The organism is Monashia sp. HAY1-5C (assembly GCF_056755255.1).
Genome location: NZ_JBPGXG010000025.1, coordinates 18,807 through 38,072, shown reverse-complemented (window position 1 = coordinate 38,072; position 19,266 = coordinate 18,807). Strand labels below are relative to the sequence as shown.

The following is a 19,266-nucleotide window of genomic DNA, read 5'->3' as shown; positions in this document are numbered from 1 at the left end:
CGCGCTCCACCTGCGCACCATGTTCACGCCGATCCTGCCGTTCGGTGGTTTCCTCTGGCTCTTGCGCGCCCTCCTCGTGCTCGCGCTCGGCGCACACGTGTGGGCCGCGTTCTACCTGTGGAGCCGGGCTCACGGGGCGCGGACGACGCGTTACGTCGCCAAGGCCGCGGCGAAGGCGACGGTCAAGAGCACGGCGATGCGCTGGGGTGGGGTCGCGATCCTGCTCTTCCTCGTGTGGCACCTGCTGCAGTTCACGATCGTCAAGTTCAACGTCGGTGACGAGGCCGTCGGCGACAGCGCCGGCCGGCTCGTCATCAGCTCCTTCCAGGTCTGGTGGGTCGCGCTCATCTACCTGCTCGCCCTCGTCGCCCTGGGCATGCACCTGTGGCACGGCGTCTGGAGCGCCACCCAGACGCTGGGCTGGGCCGGCAGCGCCCGGGCCCGCAGGCGCGCCAAGCGGGTCGCCATGACCATCGCGCTCGTCACCTCCGTCGGGTTCGCCCTGCCGCCGCTCGCCATCCTGTTCGGAATCGTCAAGGGGAACTGACCGATGACTGACACCACTGCCACCGCGGGCGGTCCGTCCACCGCCACCGCGCCCAACTCCGGCGTCGTCCACGGCCTCTACACCGAGGGCGAGCCGATCCGTGACACGAAGGCCCCCTCGGGCCCGATCCAGGACCGCTGGAACACCCGCAAGTTCGAGTCCGGGCTCGTCAACCCGGCGAACCGACGCAAGCTCTCCGTCATCATCGTCGGTACCGGTCTCGCCGGTGGGGCCGCCGCGGCGACGCTCGGTGAGGCCGGCTACCAGGTGAAGTCCTTCTGCTACCAGGACTCCCCGCGCCGGGCCCACTCGATCGCCGCGCAGGGCGGCATCAACGCCGCCAAGAACTACAAGGAGGACGGCGACTCCACGTACCGCCTCTTCTACGACACGGTCAAGGGTGGCGACTACCGCTCCCGCGAGTCGAACGTCTACCGCCTCGCCGAGGTCAGCGCGAACATCATCGACCAGTGCGTCGCGCAGGGCGTCCCCTTCGCCCGTGAGTACGGCGGTCTGCTCGACAACCGCTCGTTCGGCGGTGTGCAGGTGTCGCGCACCTTCTACGCACGCGGCCAGACGGGCCAGCAGCTGCTCATCGGCGCCTACCAGGCCCTCGAGCGCCAGGTCGCCGCCGGGACGGTGACGATGTACAGCCGGCACGAGATGCTCGAGGTCATCGTCGCCGACGGCAGGGCCCGCGGCATCATCGCCCGCGACCTCGTCACCGGCGAGGTCGAGACGCACCTCGCCGACGCCGTCGTCCTCGCCAGCGGTGGCTACGGCAACGTCTTCTACCTCTCGACGAACGCGATGGGCTCCAACGTCACGGCCACGTGGCGCGCCCACCGCAAGGGCGCCTACTTCGGCAACCCGTGCTACACGCAGATCCACCCGACCTGCATCCCCGTCTCCGGCGACCACCAGAGCAAGCTGACGCTGATGTCGGAGTCGCTGCGCAACGACGGCCGCATCTGGGTGCCGAAGCGGGCCGAGGACTGCGAGAAGGACCCCCGCGAGATCCCGGAGGAGGACCGCGACTACTACCTCGAGCGGATCTACCCCTCCTTCGGCAACCTCGTGCCGCGCGACATCGCCAGCCGCCAGGCCAAGAACGTCTGCGACGAGGGCCGCGGCGTCGGGCCGAAGGTCGGCGACTTCCGGCGCGGCGTCTACCTCGACTTCACCGACGCCCTCAAGCGCATGAGCGCCGAGGCCGTCGCCGAGAAGTACGGCAACCTCCTCGACATGTACCAGCGGATCACGGGCGAGAACCCGTACGAGGTGCCGATGCGCATCTACCCCGCCGTGCACTACACGATGGGTGGCCTGTGGGTCGACTACGACCTGCAGAGCACGATCCCCGGCCTCTTCGTCGCCGGCGAGGCCAACTTCAGCGACCACGGCGCCAACCGGCTCGGAGCGTCCGCGCTCATGCAGGGGCTCGCGGACGGCTACTTCGTGCTGCCCCACACGATCCGCGACTACCTGGCCAAGGGACCCTTCGAGAAGCTCGGCGACGCCCACCCCGCCGTCGTCGAGGCGAAGGCGGCCGTCGACGCCCGGGTGCACAAGCTGCTGTCCATCAACGGCGACCGCTCCGTCGACTCCTTCCACAAGGAGCTCGGCGCCATCATGTGGGAGTACTGCGGCATGGAGCGCTCCGAGGAGGGGCTGCTCAAGGGCATCGACCTCATCCGCGGCCTGCGCGACGAGTTCTGGCGCAACGTCAAGGTGCTCGGCGCCGCCGACACCCTCAACCAGAGCCTCGAGAAGGCCGGCCGGGTCGCCGACTTCCTCGAGCTGGGCGAGCTGATGTGCATCGACGCGCTCCACCGCCGCGAGTCCTGCGGCGGGCACTTCCGCGCGGAGAGCCAGACCGAGGACGGCGAGGCGCTGCGCCACGACGAGCAGTTCGCCTACGTCGCGGCGTGGGAGTTCGGCGGGGACGGCGGCACGCCGGTCCTGCACAAGGAAGACCTGGTCTACGAAGCCATCGAGATGAAGCAGCGGAGCTACAAGTGAGCGACACCGGCATGAACCTCACCCTGAAGATCTGGCGTCAGGCCAGCGCGGGCGCCCGGGGTGAGATGGTGACCTACCAGGTCACCGACATCTCCCCCGACATGTCGTTCCTCGAGATGCTCGACGTGCTCAACGAGCAGCTCATCGCGCGCGGCGAGGAGCCGATCGCGTTCGACTCCGACTGTCGCGAGGGCATCTGCGGCATGTGCGGCCTCATGATCTCGGGTAGGGCACACGGTCCCGAGGTCACGACGACGTGCCAGCTGCACATGCGCAGCTTCTCCGACGGCGACGAGATCACCGTCGAGCCGTGGCGTGCCGATGCCTTCCCGGTCATCAAGGACCTCGTCGTCGACCGCGGTGCCCTCGACCGCATCATCGCGGCCGGTGGGTTCATCAGCGCCAACACCGGCTCGGCGCCGGAGGCCCACTCGGTGCCGGTTCCCAAGCCGAAGGCCGACCGTGCGTTCATGGCCGCGGCCTGCATCGGCTGCGGTGCGTGCGTGGCAGCGTGCCCGAACGCGTCGGGCATGCTCTTCATGGGCGCGAAGATCACCCACCTCGGCGAGCTCCCCCAGGGTCAGCCCGAGCGCGACGCCCGAGTCGTCAGCATGGTCGAGCAGCACGACCACGAGGGCTTCGGCGGCTGCACGAACATCGGCGAGTGCTCGCTGGCGTGCCCGAAGGAGATCCCGATGGACGTCATCAACCAGCTCAACCGCGACCTGCGGCACGCGCTGACGCACGGTCGCTGACCCCGCCGGCCGACGACCCGCCCCGGACCCCTGGGGCGGGTTAGTCTTTCCCGGCCATGACGCGTTCGAGGCCGACCAGCAGGACCAGACCGGACCGCCGCCGCACCGCCGCGGCTCCGGCCGGCGTCGTCGTGGCCGCGCTCGTGGCGTCGCTCGTCGCCCTGGTCGTGGCACCGCTCGCCGTCGCGGCGGGCGGCGCGGCCGCCGCCCCCGGGACCGGCCAGCTCGCACCTCGGGCCGCGGTGACCTGCCGCCCGTGGCAGACCCCGACGGTCGTGCCACCCGGCGTCGTCCTGACGCCCCGGGTCTTCCCGACCGACGACCCTGCCGACCCCGGACGTCAGCCCGCCTCCGTGCCCTCCACGTCGACCGCAGTGCCGGCGACTCCCGCGACGCGCGCCACTCCCGCGACCTCGTCGGTCCACCGGCCCGGGACGCTCGCCTCACCGGGCACGAAGCCGCCCCCGCGCCCGCGTGTCGTGTGCCGGAACACCGAGCCCACGCCGTTCGCCCACCCGCCCTGGGAGGCCGACTCCGTCGTCGGCGGCCCCCGTCTCGCCGAGGACGGCGTCGTCGTGGACAACGAACCGGGAACCCCGCCACCGCCCGCCGTCTACGACGTGTCCTACGTCGTGGCCGACCTCGCGACCGGCGATGTGCTGGCCGCCAAGGCCGCACACGCGTGGCTGCGTCCGGCCAGCACGCTCAAGACGCTGACCGCACTGACGTTGATGCCGCTGCTCGACCCGCGCCGCGTCGTGGTCGCGTCGAAGGACGCGCAGGAGGCGGCGGGCTCACGGGTCGGCATCCTCGCCGGCAACCGCTACCCCGTCGCCAGTCTCTTCGACGCGATGCTGATGTTCTCGGCCAACGACGCCGTGTACGCCCTCGCGGACGCCGCCGGCGGGTACGAGCGCACGGTCGCGCTCATGAACGACCGCGCCCGTGAGGTCGGCGCCTACGACACGGTCGTCGTCGACCCGAGCGGCCTCGACGAGGGTGACCAGCGCTCGAGCGCCTACGACCTCGCCCTCATCGCCCGTGAGGCGATGCGGCTGCCCGCGTTCCGGGCCGCGGTGGTCAGGCGCGACGCCGTGTTCCCCGGTGGCCGCGACGCCCACGGCAGGGTGTGGCCGCCGTTCCACGTCTACAACATCAACGACCTCCTGCGGCACTACCCCGGCGCCATCGGCATCAAGCCCGGTCGCACGGACCGTGCCCAGCACACCTTCATCGGCGCTGCGACGCGCGGCGGACGGACGCTCGTCGTGACGCAGATGGGCAGCGTCACCGGGTCGTGGAAGCCGACGGCCGCGCTGCTCGACTGGGGCTTCGCGAACGCCGGGCGCGTCCGGCCGGTGGGCCGGCTGGTCTCGCCCGGTGAGGCGTCGCCGCCGCGGGCCGCCCCCGCCCTGACGCCGCTGCCCGCGACGTCCGGGGCCACCTCGGGCGGCGCGTCGGTCCAGGACGCGACCGGCACCCCGGCTCCGGTGGCGGCATCGCACGCCACACCGGCCGACCCGGGATCCCTCGCAGTGCTCGCGTCGGTCGGTGGGCTCCTCGTGGCCGGCGTCGTCGCGGTCGGCCTGCTCGTCCGGCGCCGGCGCACCGCCGGCTGACACCGGCCCCGCGCAGACCGGCTGACAGCCGCGCCCCGAGCACCACCGGGCTGAGCCGGCGCTGCCTCACGCGTGACCGCGGGAGGCCCGGACGCGCCCGAGCACGGCGGTCAGGGGTGGCGGGGGCGGGCCACGACGACGAAGTGCACGTACGCCATGTCGCCGAACGGCAGCGGCACGACCCGGGACGCGGCCCGCAGGAGGGCACGGTCGCTCGCGGCCCAGCGTCGGCCCATGGTGTTGGCGCCACGGCAGGACAGCACGTCGTACCCGCAGTGCTCGAACATCTCGACCATCGTCGCGCGCGTGAAGAAGCGCAGGTGGGTGCGGTCGAGCGTGCCCTGGTCGACGTAGTCCCAACGGCCGCGGAGCAGCTTGAACAGGACCGGGGCGTACCGGATGCTCGGGATCGCCGCGACGACCACGCCGGACTCGGTGAGCAGGGGCGGCACCTGCCGCAGTACCGACCAGGGGTCGACGAGGTGCTCGAGGACGTCGTTGAAGAAGACGGCGTCGTAGCGCTCCCGTCGCCCGTCGAGCGCGTCCGGGAAGTAGCCCTCGACGACCTCGTCGAAGCCATGGCCCTCCCGCGCGGCCGCGGCCTGGGAGGGCACGGCCTCGATGCCCACGACCCGCGCCTCCGGTCCGAGCACGCGGCGCAGGGTCACCCCGAACCCGCCCGAACCGCAGCCGACGTCGAGGACGGCGCGGGCGTGCGGTGGGACGAAGGGCGCGACGTCGAGACGCGCGTTGTCGACGTAGACGTCCTGCTGCGGCGGTTGCACGTCGGTCCCTCTCCCCTGGGTGAGGCCTCCCGCGGGTCTGCGGGTCAGCGTCCGGCCACCTTACGCAGGCGACGCGCCACGGTCGCGGCGAACACGGTGAACCCCCCGAGGACGAAGCCGGCCGCGACGCTGGTCCGGTCCACCGCGCGCGAGGGTGCCGATCCCCCCACCATCGACCGGCCCGACCGGCCCGACCGACCCGACGCGTCGGACGGGCCGGCCCTGTGGTTGCCGGGATCGGTCCCGCCGTACGGCGCGAGCCGGACGTCGCTGCCCGCGATGACCGGCGCGACGAACGGGGGCCGGACCGCCCTGGCGAACCCGGTGCGGGCCGAGTCGTCGCCCAGGGCCGTCAGGTCGACGCGTCCGGCAGCCCAGGCGGCGGACAGGAGCACGACGCGCGAGATGAGGTTGAGCCAGAACAGCAGGCCGACGGCGACGGCCACGGCTCCCAGCACCGGGTTGGACGTGGCCCGGCCGATGAGCCAGCCGCCGAGCAGCTTGAGCACGGTGAGGACCGACGCGCCGATGATCGCGGCCTGGCGCACGGACGCCCACGGCAGGGGCACTCCGGACAGGATCCGCAGGAGCAGGACCATGATGAGCGTGTCGAAGCAGAGCCCGACGAGCACGCCGGCCAGGGTCACGACGACGCCGCTGCCCGAGAAGCCCACCCACGAGGCGACCTGCTCGGCCAGCCCACCGGCGGCGCTCGTGAGGACGGCCGAGACCGCGACGGCCAGGCCGAGGGTGCCGAGGACGAGCAGGTCGCGGGCCTTGGTGCGCACGGCGTTCTCGGCCGACCCCTCGAAGCCGAAGACACCACGGATCCCGGTGCGCAGCGCCCCGACCCAGCCCAGCCCGGCCAGCAGCAGCGTCACGAAGGAGACGGCTCCGGTGACGGTCAGCGTCAGGCTCGACGGGGGCTGGATGCTGATGACGCCGCGGGGGTTGCCGGCGGTGCGGACCATGCCCGGCAGGGTCCGGTTGAGCGCGTCGGCGATCTCTGCGAGCAGGTCGGGCCGCCCCCGCAGGACGAAGCCGAAGATCGCGAAGGCGAGGGCGACGGCCGGGAAGACGGAGAAGAACGCGAAGTAGCCGACGCCCGCGGCGAGGAGGTCACCGTTGGCACCGCTGTAGCGCTGCCAGGACGCGTAGGCGTGGGTGGCCCGGAGCCGGTCGAGGAACCGTTTCAGCCACGCGGGCACGGGTCAGCCTCCTGACAGGTCGAAGGTGTGGACGGGCCGCCACACCTCGTCCGTACCCTGTTCGTAGAGGTGGTAGGACGCCACGGTGAACTGGACGGCGTAGCCGGCGAGCTCGTCGAAGGCGCGGTCGAGCGCCTCCTCGGGCACGTTGTGGGCGACGGTCACGTGCGGGTGGTAGTAGAAGTCGAGGCGGCGCGACACGGGTCCCGAGCGCAGGTCCATCTCGAGCGCCTCGCACGCGGAGACGCCCCGCGCCACCTGGATGAACACGACGTCGGAGACCGGCCGGAAGGTGCCGGTGCCGCGCAGCACCACATCGAACGGTGCGTGCTTCTGCGCGACGTCGGCGCAGTGCTGACGGAACTCGGCGTAGGCGTCCCCGTCGACGGGCGTCGGCGGCAGGAGCGTGATGTGCGCGGGGATCTTCGCCGCCGACGGGTCGCCGAACGCCGCCCGGCGGGCCTGGAGGAACTCGCCGTGCGGTGCCGGGATCGGGATCGAGACGCCGATCGTCGTCGGGCGCGCAGCAGTCACGACCCCGACCGTACCGAATGCGCCGGTGACGCACCCGTCCGGGCCGCGACGGCGCGGCGCGCCCGGAGACCGCCGACCGCCCGGGCGAGGCAGGGGTCGACCGTACGCTGGGCCCGTGCCCGGCCCACCTGCCCCGGACGGCGCCGGACCGCGTCCGTTGCGGGTCGCGGCCCTCTTCGTCAGCGACTGGGGTCACGAGTTCCGCGACGTCGCCGCCGGGCTCGTCCCCTCGCACCGGCTCTTCGGGATGGCCGAGCTGTCGGCCCGCGGCAACGTCGTGCGCCACCTGACGCGTCGGCGCCGGGTGCTTCGTCTGCCCCGCGCCCTCGAGTGGCGCGCCGCGCAGGCGCTGTGGCTGCTGCGCGGCCAGGCCCGGCTCGACGTCGTCGTCGCGACCCACGAGGCGGCCGCCGTGCCGGCCCTGCTGCTGCGCCGTGCGGGGCTGCTGCGTCGGCCGGTCGTCGTGCTCACGGTGGCCGCGCTCGACGTCGCCTCACGCCCCGGCTGGGGCGGAGGCGTCCAGCGTCTCGCGCTCGCCGGGGCCGACGCCCTCACCGTGTTCGCCTCCGCGCAGGTCGAGCCGCTCGCCCGGCGGCTCGGCGTCCCGGCGGGGCGGGTGCGCGCCGTGCCGCTCGGGGTCGACACGGCGTTCTTCCGCCCGGGCCGGGCCGAGCGCGACGGCGGGGTGCTCTCGGTCGGGACCAACGCCGGCAAGGACTACCCGACGCTCGTGCGTGCGCTCCCTCCCGGCCGGCCCTGCACCGTCGTCACCGACCCGTGGAACCGCGAGCAGGCTGCCGCGGTGATGGCCGGCCTCGCACACGGTCCGGACGTCCGCTTCCGCGCCGACGTGCCCATCGCCGAGCTGCGCGAGCTCTACGCGCGTGCCGAGGTCCTAGTCCTCCCGCTCCGCGAGGCCGAGGTGTCCTCGGGCCAGACGGTGCTGCTCGAGAACCTCGCCACCGGCACGCCCGTCGTCGTCAGCGACGTCAGCGGCGTCGCCGACTACGCCGACGCATCGGTCGTGCGGCTCGTACCAGCCGGCGACGTCGGCGCACTGCGCGCCGCCCTCGCCGACACGTCGTGGCACCACCGGGCGACCGGTGGTCCGGCGCACGTCACGGCCTCGTTCACGACCGCGCACCTCGCCGCCGCGGTCGAGGCGGTGGCGCGAGACGTGCTCGGGCGTCAGGCCCGGCCGCGACGCGGCAGGAAGCCGACCCGCTCGTAGACGCGGCGCACCGTCGCCTCGGCGACCTCGGCAGCGCGCTCGGCGCCGGCCGCGAGGATGCGGTCGAGCTCGGCGCGGTCGGCCATGAGCGCGAGCGTGCGCTCACGGAACGGCGCCACCGCCTCGACGACGACCTCGGCGACGTCCTTCTTGAGGTCCCCGTAGCCCCGGCCGGCGTACGTGGCCTCGAGGTCGCCGATGGCCGTGCCGGACAGCGCCGCGTGGATCGACAGGAGGTTCGACACGCCGGGCTTGGTCTCCTCGTCGTACCGGATGTCGCGGTCGGCGTCGGTGACGGCCGACTTGATCTTCTTGACGATCCGGGCCGGCTCGTCGAGCAGGCTGACCAGGCCCGCGTCCGTGGCCGCCGACTTGCTCATCTTGGCGGTCGGCTCCTGCAGGTCCTGGATCTTGGCGGTGGCCTTCATGATGTGCGGCTCGGGGACGACGAGGGTGTCACCGAAACGCTGGTTGAACCGCGCGGCGAGGTCGCGCGAGAGCTCGAGGTGCTGGCGCTGGTCCTCGCCGACCGGCACGACGTCGGCGTCGTAGACGAGGATGTCGGCGGCCTGCAGGATCGGGTAGGTGAACAGCCCGACGTTGGTGTTGGTGCCCTTGGCCGACTTGTCCTTGAACTGCGTCATGCGGCTGGCCTCGCCGAAGCCCGTGAGGCAGGAGAGCACCCACGCCAGCTCGGTGTGCTGGTAGACGTGGCTCTGGACGAAGAGCACCGACAGCTCCGGGTCGACGCCGCCCGCGATGAACTGCGCCGCGGTCAGGCGCGTCCGCTCGCGCAGCACGGCGGGGTCGGGCGCGACGGTCAGCGCGTGCAGGTCGGCCACGAAGTAGAACGCGTCGTGCGTCTCCTGCAGACGCACCCACTCGACGAGCGCCCCGATGTAGTTGCCGAGGTGCAGCGAGTCGCTCGTCGGCTGCATGCCGGACAGGCTGCGGGGCGTGGACGTCGGGGCCGGGGGCGTCGAGGGCATGCGTGCATTCTGGCCCATCGACGCGGCAGCGCCCCAACCCGGCCGCGCCGGGCGGTCGCTCCGACGCGTCAGGCCGAGGGGATGCCGCAGGAGTAGTCGGGGAACGGGCGGCAGCCACCGTTCCACGTGCTGCCCGTGACGGCGGCCGTGATCGGCGGCGGCGTGACCGCCGGCAACGGCCCGACGGGGTCGTAGGTGTAGGTGAGGGTCAGGGTGCCGGCCTGGCTCTTGGTGTAGTCGCGCGTGTACAGCGCGAGGCTCTTCACCGTGCTGGGCGGCACCTGGAACTGGCCGCCCACCTGCGCGCACGTGTCGGCGTCGAGGATGAGGAAGCCGGCGACCCCGAGGTCGTCACCGTCGATGGACAGGCTGGTCAGGGTGACGTCGGCCGCCGCGGTGCCGCTGTTGATGAGCTGGACGCCGAAGACGTAGCCCTTGAGCAGGTCGTTGGAGTTGCCGGGCAGCTTGCAGCCGGTGCCGGCCAGGCGCAGCGCCACGGTGACCGATGCGGCGACGGTCGGGGCGGCGGCCGCCACGAGGACCACCGGCGTGGCCCAGGCCGCTCCGCGCACGACGGTGCGACGGCTCGGTCGGAGCACCTTCTGCGCCTCGTCTCCTGAAGCGTCCCCTCGGCCTGCGTGACCGTTTCCCTCGAACACGTCCTGCACCCTCCCCGGTTCGTCGACACGACGGGACACCGCGCCCCGCGACGTCCCGTTCGGAGCGTAACGGGCGCAATGGCCGCGTTGCGGCGGTTTCGCGAAGTTTGCCCCCCTGCGTGACCCGTCGGGGCGTTCGCGGACTTTGCCCTGACACGTGCCTTTGAGCAGCGGTCGGGACCTCGGTGCGCCGCGGGCAGCGGTCAGGGGGCCGCGTCGAGGGCGTAGTCGACGACGACGGGCGCGTGGTCGCTCCACCGCTCGGCGTACGTCGGCGCGCGCCCGACCCAGGCCGCGGTCGCGGTGGCCGCGAGGCGCGGCGTGGCCAGCTGGTAGTCGATGCGCCAACCGGCATCGTTGTCGAAGGCCTTGCCGCGCCACGACCACCACGTGTACGGCCCGGGGCCCTCCCCGGCGTGGGCCCGGTGGACGTCGACCCAGCCGTGCTCACCGAGCCAGCGGTCGAGATACGCGCGCTCCTGCTCGAGGAAGCCCGCCTTGGCGAGGTTGCCCTTCCAGTTCTTCAGGTCGGCCTCGCGGTGGGCGACGTTGAGGTCGCCGGTGACGAGCATGAGCTCGTCGGCGGCCGAGGCCCGCGCCATGCGGTTCGTCATGGCGTCGAGGAAGGCGTACTTGACGTCCTGGCGCTCGGTGCCGGCCTCACCGGTGTGGACGTAGACCGACGCCACCGTGAACGGCCCCGAGGGGGTGGCCACCTCCGCCTCGACCCAGCGGCCGGCGTCGGTGAAAGTCTCGTCGACCCCGACGCGGGTGACGACGTGCGGCTCACGCGTCAGGACCGCGACGCCGGCCCGGCCCTTGGCCGCCCCCTCGGTGTGCGCGACCGACCAGTGCGCCCAGCCCAGCTCGGCGAGGACCTTGGCGAGGTCGGCATCACTCGCGCGCACCTCCTGGAGGCACACGACGTCGGGGTCGGCGGCGAGGAGCCAGGGCACGGCGCCGCGCCTCACCGCCGCGCGAATGCCGTTGACGTTGGCGGTGACGACGCGCATGGCCCCGATTGTGCCGGAACCGGCCGACACCGACCGAGGCGGGCCACGACGCGGACCGACGGCACCGGCCCCGCCGGCGCGGGCCCCCGACGGCACGGCCCCCGCCCGCGCGGGCCGCCGGCGCGGATGTGCGGGAACGGGTCCGGCGCGGTCGCGTCGCTGCCTACACTCGCGTCGTGCCGACCGATGCCCTTGCCGTCGCGCCCGTCGCTCTCGCCCTCGTCCTCGTCGTCAGCGCGGTCGGCAAGCTGCGCAGCCCCGGTCGGTCGGCCGGGGCCTTCCGCGACCTGAGGGTGCCCGCACCCCTCGCACACCGGGTCGTCGTGAAGGGCCTTCCGTGGGCCGAGCTCGCGCTCGCCGGCCTGCTCGTCTGCGGGGGCGGCGGGTGGGGCGTGGCCGCGGCGTTCGCGGCCGTCCTGCTCTTCGCGGCCTACCTCCTGCTCGTCGTGCGGGCGCTCGGGTTCGACGTGCCCGTCGACTGCGCCTGCTTCGGGGAGCTCTCCCCCGGGCGCATCACCCCCCGAACGGTCGCGCGCAACGCGTGGCTGCTCGTCCTGGCCGTCGTCTCGCTCGCGCTCGCCGCGCGCGGGGCCTCGGTCGTCGGCCGGGTCGCCGACGGCACGGCGCCCTGGTGGTGGCTGCTCGCGGCCGCCGCGGCCGGGGTCACCTCGTGGCTCATCGGCGGCGGCTCCGGGACCGGCGAGGCCGGGCCCGCGCATCGGACCGGTGGCGGTGAGGACCGCGAGGACCTCGACGAGTACGTCCGCACGCCGACGCCCGCCGTGACGGTCGTGCTCGCCGACGGCACCGAGACCGACCTGCGGGCCCTCAGCGCCGCACGGCCCCAGCTGCTCCTGTTCGTCTCGCAGGTCTGCGGCAGCTGCGGTCCCGTCATCGAGGCCGCGCCGCGGTGGCGCGAGCAGCTGGCCCCGGTCGAGGTCCGGCTCGTCCTCGTGTCCGCCCCGGGCGACTCGCCGCTGACGAGCACGGCCGAGCCGATGACGGTGCACGACCCCGCGAACCGGGTGTCGGTCAGTCTCGGGTTCCACGCGACTCCGACGGCGGTGCTCCTCGGCGCCGACGGCCTCCTGGCCGGTGGCCCGGTCACGGGCAGCGACGCCGTGCCGGCCTTCGTCGAGGACGTCCGGGCCGAGCTCGCGGCGGCCACCGACGTGAGCGTCCCGGCCGGGCCGGCGGGCGTCTGACGCCGACCGGTACGACGAGTCGGAGGGGCCCGACCCCAGCGGGTCGGACCCCTCCGTGTGGGCGGGTCGGCGGAGCCGCCGCCCTCCCCGTCAGGCGCAGCTGGCGTCGAGCCCCGCAGGCACCGGAACGGCACCCTGGATGCTGCACGAGCCGCCACCCGTGGTCGCCGGCGGCGTCGACAGCGTGCCGCTGGAGATGAGGACGGGCGCCGGGTCGATCGCGGCGCAGGTGCTGCACTCGTACCGCTGGTACTGCAGGCTGAACGACGTGTTCTTGCTGCTGGCCTGGCTGTTCGTGTACACGAAGATCCGCTGGCTCGTGCCGTCGGGCGTGCAGAACGTGTTGCAGACGGTGGAGCCGGGCGGCGCGCACGTGCCGCACGTGCACGACGTGCCGGCGGCGACGTAGACCTGGTAACCGGTGACCGGCACGCCGTTGATGCGCACGTCGGTGACGACGGTGACGCCGGTGCTCGGGTTCGGACCCGGCAGGTTGCGCGCCAGCAGCTCGAAGACGTAGCCCTTGAAGATGTCGTTGGCGTTGCCGGGCAGCTTGCAGGCCCCGCCCGTGAACGACAGCGGCCCCTCGGACGCTGCCACGGTCGGAGCAGCCGATGCGACGGCGATCGCGGGCACCGCCCAGGCGGCCCCCTTGACGACCGTGCGCCGGCTCGGTGACGTCGTGTCGACGCCCAGTTTCTCGGACATGCGGATTTCCCCCCACTCGATGTGTCTTCCCCCCGGAGAACGGCTCGACTCTAGCGACAAAACGGTCGCTGACCTGCGGTTTCGGGCAGAAGTGGGGCACGGCGGCGCCCGGGCCCGATTCACGTTTCGGGACGAACCAGGCCACTTCCGGACATGTCGTCGAGGGCCTGTCGGGTGGCCTCCACCGGGTCCTGGCCGGACGGGGCGCCGAACAGGTCGACGAGGTGTGCGGCGACGTCGCGCACGGTCAGGGGGCCGGCGGCGAGCAGCTCGAGGACGACGCGACCGAGCTCGGAGACCCGCACGACGTGGTGACCGGTGTCGCCGCCGACGAGGACGACGGTGCCCTCCTCGGTCGACAGGAGGTCGACGATTGGTCCGACGCCGACCGCTGCGTCGCATCGCAGCCCGCTGCCCGGGCCGCTCATCGCGTCCTCCCCAGCACCTCGGCGACGATGGGTTCGAGGTCGCACGCCTCGGCGTAGCGCACGACACGCAGCCCACCGGCGGCCTCGACGGCGTCGGCGAGCCGGCGAAGGGGCCGGCCGAGGCGCGCCAGCGACGACGTCTCGGGCGCCAGGGTCACGAGCGCGTCGAGGAGAGGCACGTCCTCGACCTCGATGCCGGCGCCCGCGGGTCGGTCGCGGCGCAAGGCGACGATCCCGGCGAGCCAGGGCGTCACGGCCGGTGGGACCAGGCCGAGGTCGCCGGGGGCCCGCTCGTCCTTGAGCGCCGAGCTCGCCGAGCGCCGGACGGACAGTGGCTTCGAGTAGGGCTCGATGGTCAGGTCCGGTCGCACCGCGACGGTCTCGTCGGTGATGTAGCCGCGGCCGGGTCCGAGCGTGCGGGTGGCCGTGGTCTTGCCGGTGCCGCCCGGAGCGACGTACACGAGCGCGGCCCCGGTGAGCGGGTCGCACAGCGCGCCGGCGTGGAACATCAGCGACCGGCCCGCGGCTGCGCCGATGGCGGCCCGGGTGACGCGCTGGGTGAGGTCCTGCAGCGAGGAGGCGACGGCGTCGGCCTCCGTGGAGGCCGGCGCGGGGTGGTCGACGTCGGCGTCGTGCGGTCCGTCGGTGTCGTCGAGGCACAGGTGCCAGACGCGGCGGGCGGCGTCGGCCAGCGCCGGGTCGAGGGTCACCGCGACCCGCCGGCCGAGGGCGCGGACGACGAACGAGTCGGCGTTCACGACGCACCACCGAGCCGGGCGAGGACCAGCCGCATCCGCTCCACGCGGTCGCTCCAGTCGAGCCTCGCGACGATCTCGTCCCGTTCCGGGGAGCCGGTGGACGCCGCCCGCGACGGCCCGCCGGAGTCCGGGACCGCGGCGAGCTCGCCGCTGTCGGCGAGGACCTCGGCGACGGCGAGGATGAAGGCCGCGCCGTCGGCGGAGCGCACGAGAGGGTCCTCGCTGTCGCGGAACCCGGCCACCGGCGTCGAGACGACGGGGCGCCCGGCGGCCGCGTACTCGTAGAGCTTGATGGGGTCGAGGCTGTCGGTGAACGGCGTCACCACGTGCGGCACGACGAGCACGTCGGCGTGCTGGAGGTAGGCGGGCACGTCGGCGCTGCGGCGTGCCCCGAGGACGATGGCCCCGGCGTCGCGCAGCCGCTCGGTGTCGCGGTGCTCCAGCGCGTCCGGCCCGACGAGCGCGAGCCGGCCCGGCCCTCCGGCCAGCCCCTCGAGGGCGGTGCAGAGGTCGATGCAGAGGTCGACGTCGAGACGGTCGGCGTGCAGCGTGCCCGCGTAGAGGGCGACGCGGGCGGGAGGCAGGTCGCCCGGTCGCTCGTGGCTCGCGCGGTACGCGGCGGTGTCGACGCCGTTGGGCACGAGCGTCACCGCGCGGTCCGCGCCCTTGCTCGCGGCGAGCTCCGGGGAGCACACGACGACCTCGGCGCAGCGCTCGAGCAGCACGTGCTCCTGCGCGCGCACCCGGTCCAGCTGGGCCGCGGGGCGGTCGGCGAGGGTCCAGTCGTCGGTGACGTCGTAGAGGGCGGGCCAGTGCGTCGCGGCGACGAGGAGCGCGCCGGTCGGGTCGTTGACCCAGAGGTTCGGCGCCGTCATGCCGAGGGTGCGCGAGGCCCGGATGACCTGGCGCGCCCAGCGGTCGTCGACGCCCGCGTCCAGCCGTCGCGGCAGCCACTTCGTCGGCTCGAACAGCCACAGCGCGTCGGGACCGACGCCGGGCAGCCGCGGACCGCGACGCAGCCCCCGGCCCCGGCGCGGCCGGGCGGCGCCGAGCGCGGCGTGCAACGGGTCGGTGGCCGGCTCGACGAACAGGACCCGCAGACCCGGGTCGGCGCGCAGCAGCCCGGCGACGAGGTGCTGGTTGCGACGCCACACCGCGTCCCAGGCCTCGAGGGAGGCGACGACGAGGTCCATGTCAGCGCACCTCCTCGTAGAGCCGGTCCGTGAGCTCGGCCTGGCGTTGCGGCGTGAACCGGGAGCGCTGCGCCTCCTGGAGGGCGGCTCCGTAGCGGTCGCGGCCGTCGGGGTCCTCGGCGAGGCCGCGCAGGAGGGCGGCGGCGGCCTCGGCGTCACCGGGTGCGTGCAGCGCGGCGCCCACGACCGAGCCGGACGTCTCGAGGTGGCCACCACCGGCGACGGCGACGACCGGCAGAGCGGCGGCCATCGCCTCGAGGACGGTGAGGCCCAGACCCTCGACCCGGCAGGGGGCGAGCAGCACCGAGGACCGCAGCATGAGCCGGCCGACGTCGGCGCGGTGGCCGAGGAAGGTCGTCGCGGCACCGAGGCCGAGACGGTCGACGAGCGCCGCGAGCGCCGCCCGCTCGGCGCCGTCCCCGGCGAGGTGCAGCCGCCACCCGCGCGCGGCGAGGCCGGATGCCGCGAAGGCCCGGACCGCGAGGCCGGTCTCCTTCTCGTGCTCGAAACGCTGGGCCACCAGGACGACCGGTTCGCGCTCGGCGGCGGTCGGCGAGACCTCCACCACGTCGACGCCGGGGTGGATGACGCGGCTCGGGCGACCGATGCTGCGAGCCACGTGCTCGCTGATGGCGACCCGGGCGCAGACCCGGCGGGCGGCGAGGCCGGCGGCGAGCGCCGAGAGGGGGTTGCTGCCCGGCGGCCGGGCGAAGTGCTGCGTGGCGACGAGCGGCACCGGACGGCCCGCGAGGGCCCCCGCGGCCGCGACCTCGGCGGCGGTCATGTGGGCGTGGACGACGTCGGCACCCCGGGCGGCCAGCCGCGTCCGCCGGGCGACGTCGGCGACCGTGCGGGCCGGCTCGTGGCGCACGTGCGGACCGGCCGCGGCCGCGGTGCGGGCCGGGTCCCCGCCGACGACGAGTACCTCGTCGCCGCGGTCCGCCTGGGCGCGCGCGAGCCGGGCGACGTGGCTCTCGACCCCGGCGAAGGCGTCCGAGCGGACGACGTGCAGCACCCTCATGCCCCACCTCCGGGCGCGACGGAGCCGGCGACCGTCGGACGCGGGTCGAGGGAGGTCAGCAGGTCGAGGTAGCGGCGCGCGACGAGCTCCCACGAGTGTTCCTCGGCGGTGGCGCGAGCGGCGCCCCGGACGGCCTCGGTGTCGAGGCCGAGGACGCGCTCGACCGCGGCGGCCAGGGCCGTGGGCAGGCGACCGGGGGCCGCGTCGACGACGGCGCCGTTGACGCCCTCGACGACGAGGTCGGGGACGCAGCCGGTCGGGGTGGCGACGACGGGCACGCCGCACGCGAGGGCCTCGAGGACGACGAGCCCGTAGGACTCGTAGGCGCTCGGGCTGGCCAGCACGTCGGCCGCGTGCAGCCACGGGCGCGGGTCGGGGTGCGGGCCGACGAGGTGGACGCGGCCGTCGACCCCGACGCGTCGGGCCTGCTCGCGGGCCGCGGCGACGAGGTCGGGCGTCCCGCCGACGACGACGAGGTGGGTCCGGGGGCTCGTGGCGGCGAGCGCCTCCGTCAGCGCGGGCAGCCCCTTGCGGCCGAACTCGTTGCCGATGAAGAGGACGACGCGGTCCGCCGGGCCGAGGCCGAGGGCCTCCCGCGGGGCCGAGCGCTCGGTCGGCGTCGGCGGGCGGAAACGGTCGACGTCGACACCGTTGCCGATGACGACCGTCGGCGGACGCAGCCGGGGGTAGGTGTCACGGAGCAGCCGCTCCTCGGCGGTGACGAGGTTGACGACGACCCGGTGCGCGCGGGATCGGGTGTACCGGTAGCGGTCGCGGACCGTCGTGAACAGGTGGACCGGGTTGCGCAGCAGTCGCAGCCGGCCGTGGCCCCGCGCGGCCATCGCCACCTGGACGATGCCGTGGTTGACGTAGACGTCACCGGCGAGGGCGTCGTTGTGACACACCGACAGCAGGTCGGGATGGGCGCGCAGGTACCGCCGGGCCCGGGCGGTGCCGACGGTGGAGAACCACAGCACCCGGGCCAGCAGGGCGAGGCGTCCGCGGAGGCCGCCCCCGGGACGGGGCAGCCACCCGCCGCCGCACTCGGCGAGGGTGAACCGCCGCACGTCGACCCCGGCGCGCCGCCACGCCTGTTCGAGGTGGTGGGCGACGGCACCGACGCCGGTCCCCGGTGCGATCTCCGGGGTGATCTGGACGACGGCGGTCACGGGGCACCCACGCGTGGCGCCCACGCCACCCCCGTGACGCGGCGTCCGACGTCCGGTGCCGCCGTCGAGCCGGCGGCCGGCGTAGCAGCCCGTGCGGTACGGCGGGCCTCGGCGTACCGCTGGGCGCCGATGCCGATGCCGAGCACGACGAACGGCACCGACGCCTGCACCGCCGACCAGAACAGGTCGAACTGGGCCTGGCTGAACCGGTTGACGAGGACCGCGAGGGCGACGGAGCCGTAGCGGGGGTCCAGCCTCCACGCGACGCGGAGCGCGACGGCGAGCAGGACGAGGAAGAGGACCAGCCCGACGACCCCGGCGGAGGTGAGCACCTCGATCTCGGCGTTGGGCGGCTGGAACGAGACGGCGAACCGGTCGGTGTACCACCAGCGCAGGCCGACGCCGAACCACGGGTGGGTGCCCCAGACGTCCAGGCTGTCCTGGAACCACGTGAGCCGCTGGAAGACCGAGTTGAACTGGTTGCCCGAGCTGAGCTGGTCCTGCACGAGGTTGGTGACGAAGAGGACCGCCGGCGCGAGGAGCAGGAGGACGAGCTTGCTGCGGCGGCGTTCGGACCGGCCGCGCAGCACGAGGACGAAGACGGCCGCGACGAAGCCGATGAGCGCCTGGCGCGACTGGGTCAGGAACATCGCCGCGACCATGACGGCGAGCAGCAGCCACCCGAGCCGGCGCCCGATGCCGGCCCACGCGGGACGGGCGTAGAGGATGGTGGCGCCGAACGAGCAGACGGTGCCCACGAAGTTCTTGTGCATCGGGTAGGGGATGGTGATGTAGACCGGCGAGAGGTCGCCCCGGAGCACCTGCAGGCCCCCCTCGACGACGGTGACCAGGGCGAGCAGCGCGACGGTCCCGATGACGAGGCGCAGGCCGGTGCGCGCGTGCCCGTTGGCCCCGACCGCCCAGCCGACGAGGACGCTGCCGGAGACCGTCATCCAGGCGTGCGCCCACTCGACGGCGTTGGCCGAGTACGGGTTGTCGACGACGGTGACGAGGGTCGCGAACTGGTAGGCGGCCGAGGCCCAGAGCACGGCGCGCAGGCCCGGTGCGAAGGGGCGGCGGGCCAGCAGGAGGGCCGGCAGGCTCGCGCCGGCGAGGGCGAAGTCCGACAGCGACAGGTCGACGCCCTGGCTGCCGACGCGGAGCACCGCGAAGAGCACGGGCAGGACGGCGAGCGGGATCAGCCCGGGCTGGACCGCCGTGACGCCGGTCGCGAGGACGCCCACGCCGATGACGACCGCGGCCTCCGGCGTCGTGGCGGCGAACCGTCCGACGACGAGCAGCAACGCGGCGGCGAGCACGACGAGCGCGGCGGTGCGCACCCGCGCCCGCCACCGCTCCCAGGCCTGACCGGCGTGCCGGGCCTGCCCACGTCCGGCGACGGCGCCGCCCACCTGCGACATC

19 protein-coding genes are annotated in these 19,266 nt (G+C 74.1%); 6 read left to right on the top strand and 13 right to left on the bottom strand.

Annotated features, from left to right (window positions below; translation table 11 throughout):
- The 4 genes from ACR9ZK_RS06135 to ACR9ZK_RS06120 all read left to right on the top strand — a co-directional run.
- A partial coding sequence (locus ACR9ZK_RS06135; protein WP_481341004.1) for a succinate dehydrogenase/fumarate reductase transmembrane subunit occupies positions 1 to 547 on the top strand: 547 nt, incomplete at its 5' end.
- Between the two features lie 3 nt (positions 548 to 550).
- Positions 551 to 2,569: a fumarate reductase/succinate dehydrogenase flavoprotein subunit gene (locus ACR9ZK_RS06130; RefSeq protein WP_481341003.1), complete on the top strand. Its 2,019-nt coding sequence runs from the start codon at positions 551 to 553 to the stop codon at positions 2,567 to 2,569.
- Between the two features lie 11 nt (positions 2,570 to 2,580).
- Entirely contained in the window at positions 2,581 to 3,324 is a 744-nt protein-coding gene (locus ACR9ZK_RS06125; protein WP_481341005.1) for a succinate dehydrogenase/fumarate reductase iron-sulfur subunit, read from the top strand.
- 56 nt (positions 3,325 to 3,380) lie between these two features.
- The gene (locus ACR9ZK_RS06120) at positions 3,381 to 4,943 is read left to right on the top strand and encodes a D-alanyl-D-alanine carboxypeptidase family protein (protein WP_481341002.1); all 1,563 of its coding nucleotides are present in this window, start codon (positions 3,381 to 3,383) and stop codon (positions 4,941 to 4,943) included.
- A 110-nt stretch (positions 4,944 to 5,053) separates the two neighbouring features.
- Here the strand turns inward: ACR9ZK_RS06120 and ACR9ZK_RS06115 are convergent, their stop codons facing one another.
- The 3 genes from ACR9ZK_RS06115 to ACR9ZK_RS06105 are packed head-to-tail and all read right to left on the bottom strand — an operon-like array spanning position 5,054 to position 7,470.
- Positions 5,054 to 5,728: a class I SAM-dependent methyltransferase gene (locus tag ACR9ZK_RS06115; protein WP_481341001.1), complete on the bottom strand. Its 675-nt coding sequence runs from the start codon at positions 5,726 to 5,728 to the stop codon at positions 5,054 to 5,056.
- A gap of 44 nt (positions 5,729 to 5,772) precedes the next feature.
- Positions 5,773 to 6,936 (bottom strand): YihY/virulence factor BrkB family protein, encoded by a 1,164-nt coding sequence (locus ACR9ZK_RS06110; protein WP_481341000.1) that lies wholly within the window; start codon positions 6,934 to 6,936, stop codon positions 5,773 to 5,775.
- A 3-nt stretch (positions 6,937 to 6,939) separates the two neighbouring features.
- Complete coding sequence (locus tag ACR9ZK_RS06105) at positions 6,940 to 7,470, bottom strand: 2'-5' RNA ligase family protein (protein WP_481340999.1); 531 nt, start codon at positions 7,468 to 7,470, stop codon at positions 6,940 to 6,942.
- A gap of 115 nt (positions 7,471 to 7,585) precedes the next feature.
- Here ACR9ZK_RS06105 and ACR9ZK_RS06100 point away from each other — a divergent pair, with 115 nt between their 5' ends.
- Positions 7,586 to 8,701, top strand: coding sequence for a glycosyltransferase family 4 protein (locus ACR9ZK_RS06100; protein WP_481340998.1), 1,116 nt, complete (start codon positions 7,586 to 7,588; stop codon positions 8,699 to 8,701).
- Here ACR9ZK_RS06100 and trpS read toward each other — a convergent pair.
- The 3 genes from trpS to ACR9ZK_RS06085 form a co-directional block, all read right to left on the bottom strand.
- Positions 8,659 to 9,708, bottom strand: coding sequence for a tryptophan--tRNA ligase (gene trpS / locus ACR9ZK_RS06095; RefSeq protein ID WP_481340997.1), 1,050 nt, complete (start codon positions 9,706 to 9,708; stop codon positions 8,659 to 8,661). The two genes, ACR9ZK_RS06100 and trpS, sit on opposite strands and share 43 nt — an antisense overlap.
- Positions 9,709 to 9,758: 50 nt before the next feature.
- A complete protein-coding gene (locus ACR9ZK_RS06090) occupies positions 9,759 to 10,289 on the bottom strand; it encodes a hypothetical protein (RefSeq protein WP_481340996.1) in 531 nt (176 codons plus the stop codon).
- 263 nt (positions 10,290 to 10,552) lie between these two features.
- The gene (locus tag ACR9ZK_RS06085; RefSeq protein ID WP_481340995.1) at positions 10,553 to 11,362 is read right to left on the bottom strand and encodes an exodeoxyribonuclease III; all 810 of its coding nucleotides are present in this window, start codon (positions 11,360 to 11,362) and stop codon (positions 10,553 to 10,555) included.
- Positions 11,363 to 11,538: 176 nt separating this feature from the next.
- On the opposite strand from ACR9ZK_RS06085, the gene ACR9ZK_RS06080 reads away from it, so the two are divergent.
- Positions 11,539 to 12,567 (top strand): MauE/DoxX family redox-associated membrane protein, encoded by a 1,029-nt coding sequence (locus ACR9ZK_RS06080; protein WP_481340994.1) that lies wholly within the window; start codon positions 11,539 to 11,541, stop codon positions 12,565 to 12,567.
- A 90-nt stretch (positions 12,568 to 12,657) separates the two neighbouring features.
- Here the strand turns inward: ACR9ZK_RS06080 and ACR9ZK_RS06075 are convergent, their stop codons facing one another.
- The 7 genes from ACR9ZK_RS06075 to ACR9ZK_RS06045 form a co-directional block, all read right to left on the bottom strand.
- On the bottom strand, positions 12,658 to 13,275 hold the full coding sequence (locus ACR9ZK_RS06075; protein WP_481340993.1) for a hypothetical protein: 618 nt from the start codon (positions 13,273 to 13,275) through the stop codon (positions 12,658 to 12,660).
- A gap of 119 nt (positions 13,276 to 13,394) precedes the next feature.
- On the bottom strand, positions 13,395 to 13,703 hold the full coding sequence (locus ACR9ZK_RS06070; RefSeq protein WP_481340992.1) for a hypothetical protein: 309 nt from the start codon (positions 13,701 to 13,703) through the stop codon (positions 13,395 to 13,397).
- On the bottom strand, positions 13,700 to 14,461 hold the full coding sequence (locus ACR9ZK_RS06065) for a hypothetical protein (protein WP_481340991.1): 762 nt from the start codon (positions 14,459 to 14,461) through the stop codon (positions 13,700 to 13,702). Before ACR9ZK_RS06065 ends, ACR9ZK_RS06070 begins: the two co-directional genes overlap by 4 nt.
- The gene (locus ACR9ZK_RS06060; RefSeq protein WP_481340990.1) at positions 14,458 to 15,654 is read right to left on the bottom strand and encodes a glycosyltransferase; all 1,197 of its coding nucleotides are present in this window, start codon (positions 15,652 to 15,654) and stop codon (positions 14,458 to 14,460) included. The genes ACR9ZK_RS06065 and ACR9ZK_RS06060 overlap by 4 nt, the downstream gene beginning before the upstream one ends.
- A 1-nt stretch (position 15,655) precedes the next feature.
- Entirely contained in the window at positions 15,656 to 16,675 is a 1,020-nt protein-coding gene (locus tag ACR9ZK_RS06055; RefSeq protein WP_481340989.1) for a glycosyltransferase family 4 protein, read from the bottom strand.
- Positions 16,672 to 17,844 (bottom strand): glycosyltransferase family 4 protein, encoded by a 1,173-nt coding sequence (locus tag ACR9ZK_RS06050; protein ID WP_481340988.1) that lies wholly within the window; start codon positions 17,842 to 17,844, stop codon positions 16,672 to 16,674. The genes ACR9ZK_RS06055 and ACR9ZK_RS06050 overlap by 4 nt, the downstream gene beginning before the upstream one ends.
- On the bottom strand, positions 17,841 to 19,265 hold the full coding sequence (locus ACR9ZK_RS06045; protein WP_481340987.1) for an O-antigen ligase family protein: 1,425 nt from the start codon (positions 19,263 to 19,265) through the stop codon (positions 17,841 to 17,843). Before ACR9ZK_RS06045 ends, ACR9ZK_RS06050 begins: the two co-directional genes overlap by 4 nt.
- Position 19,266 lies beyond the last annotated feature (1 nt).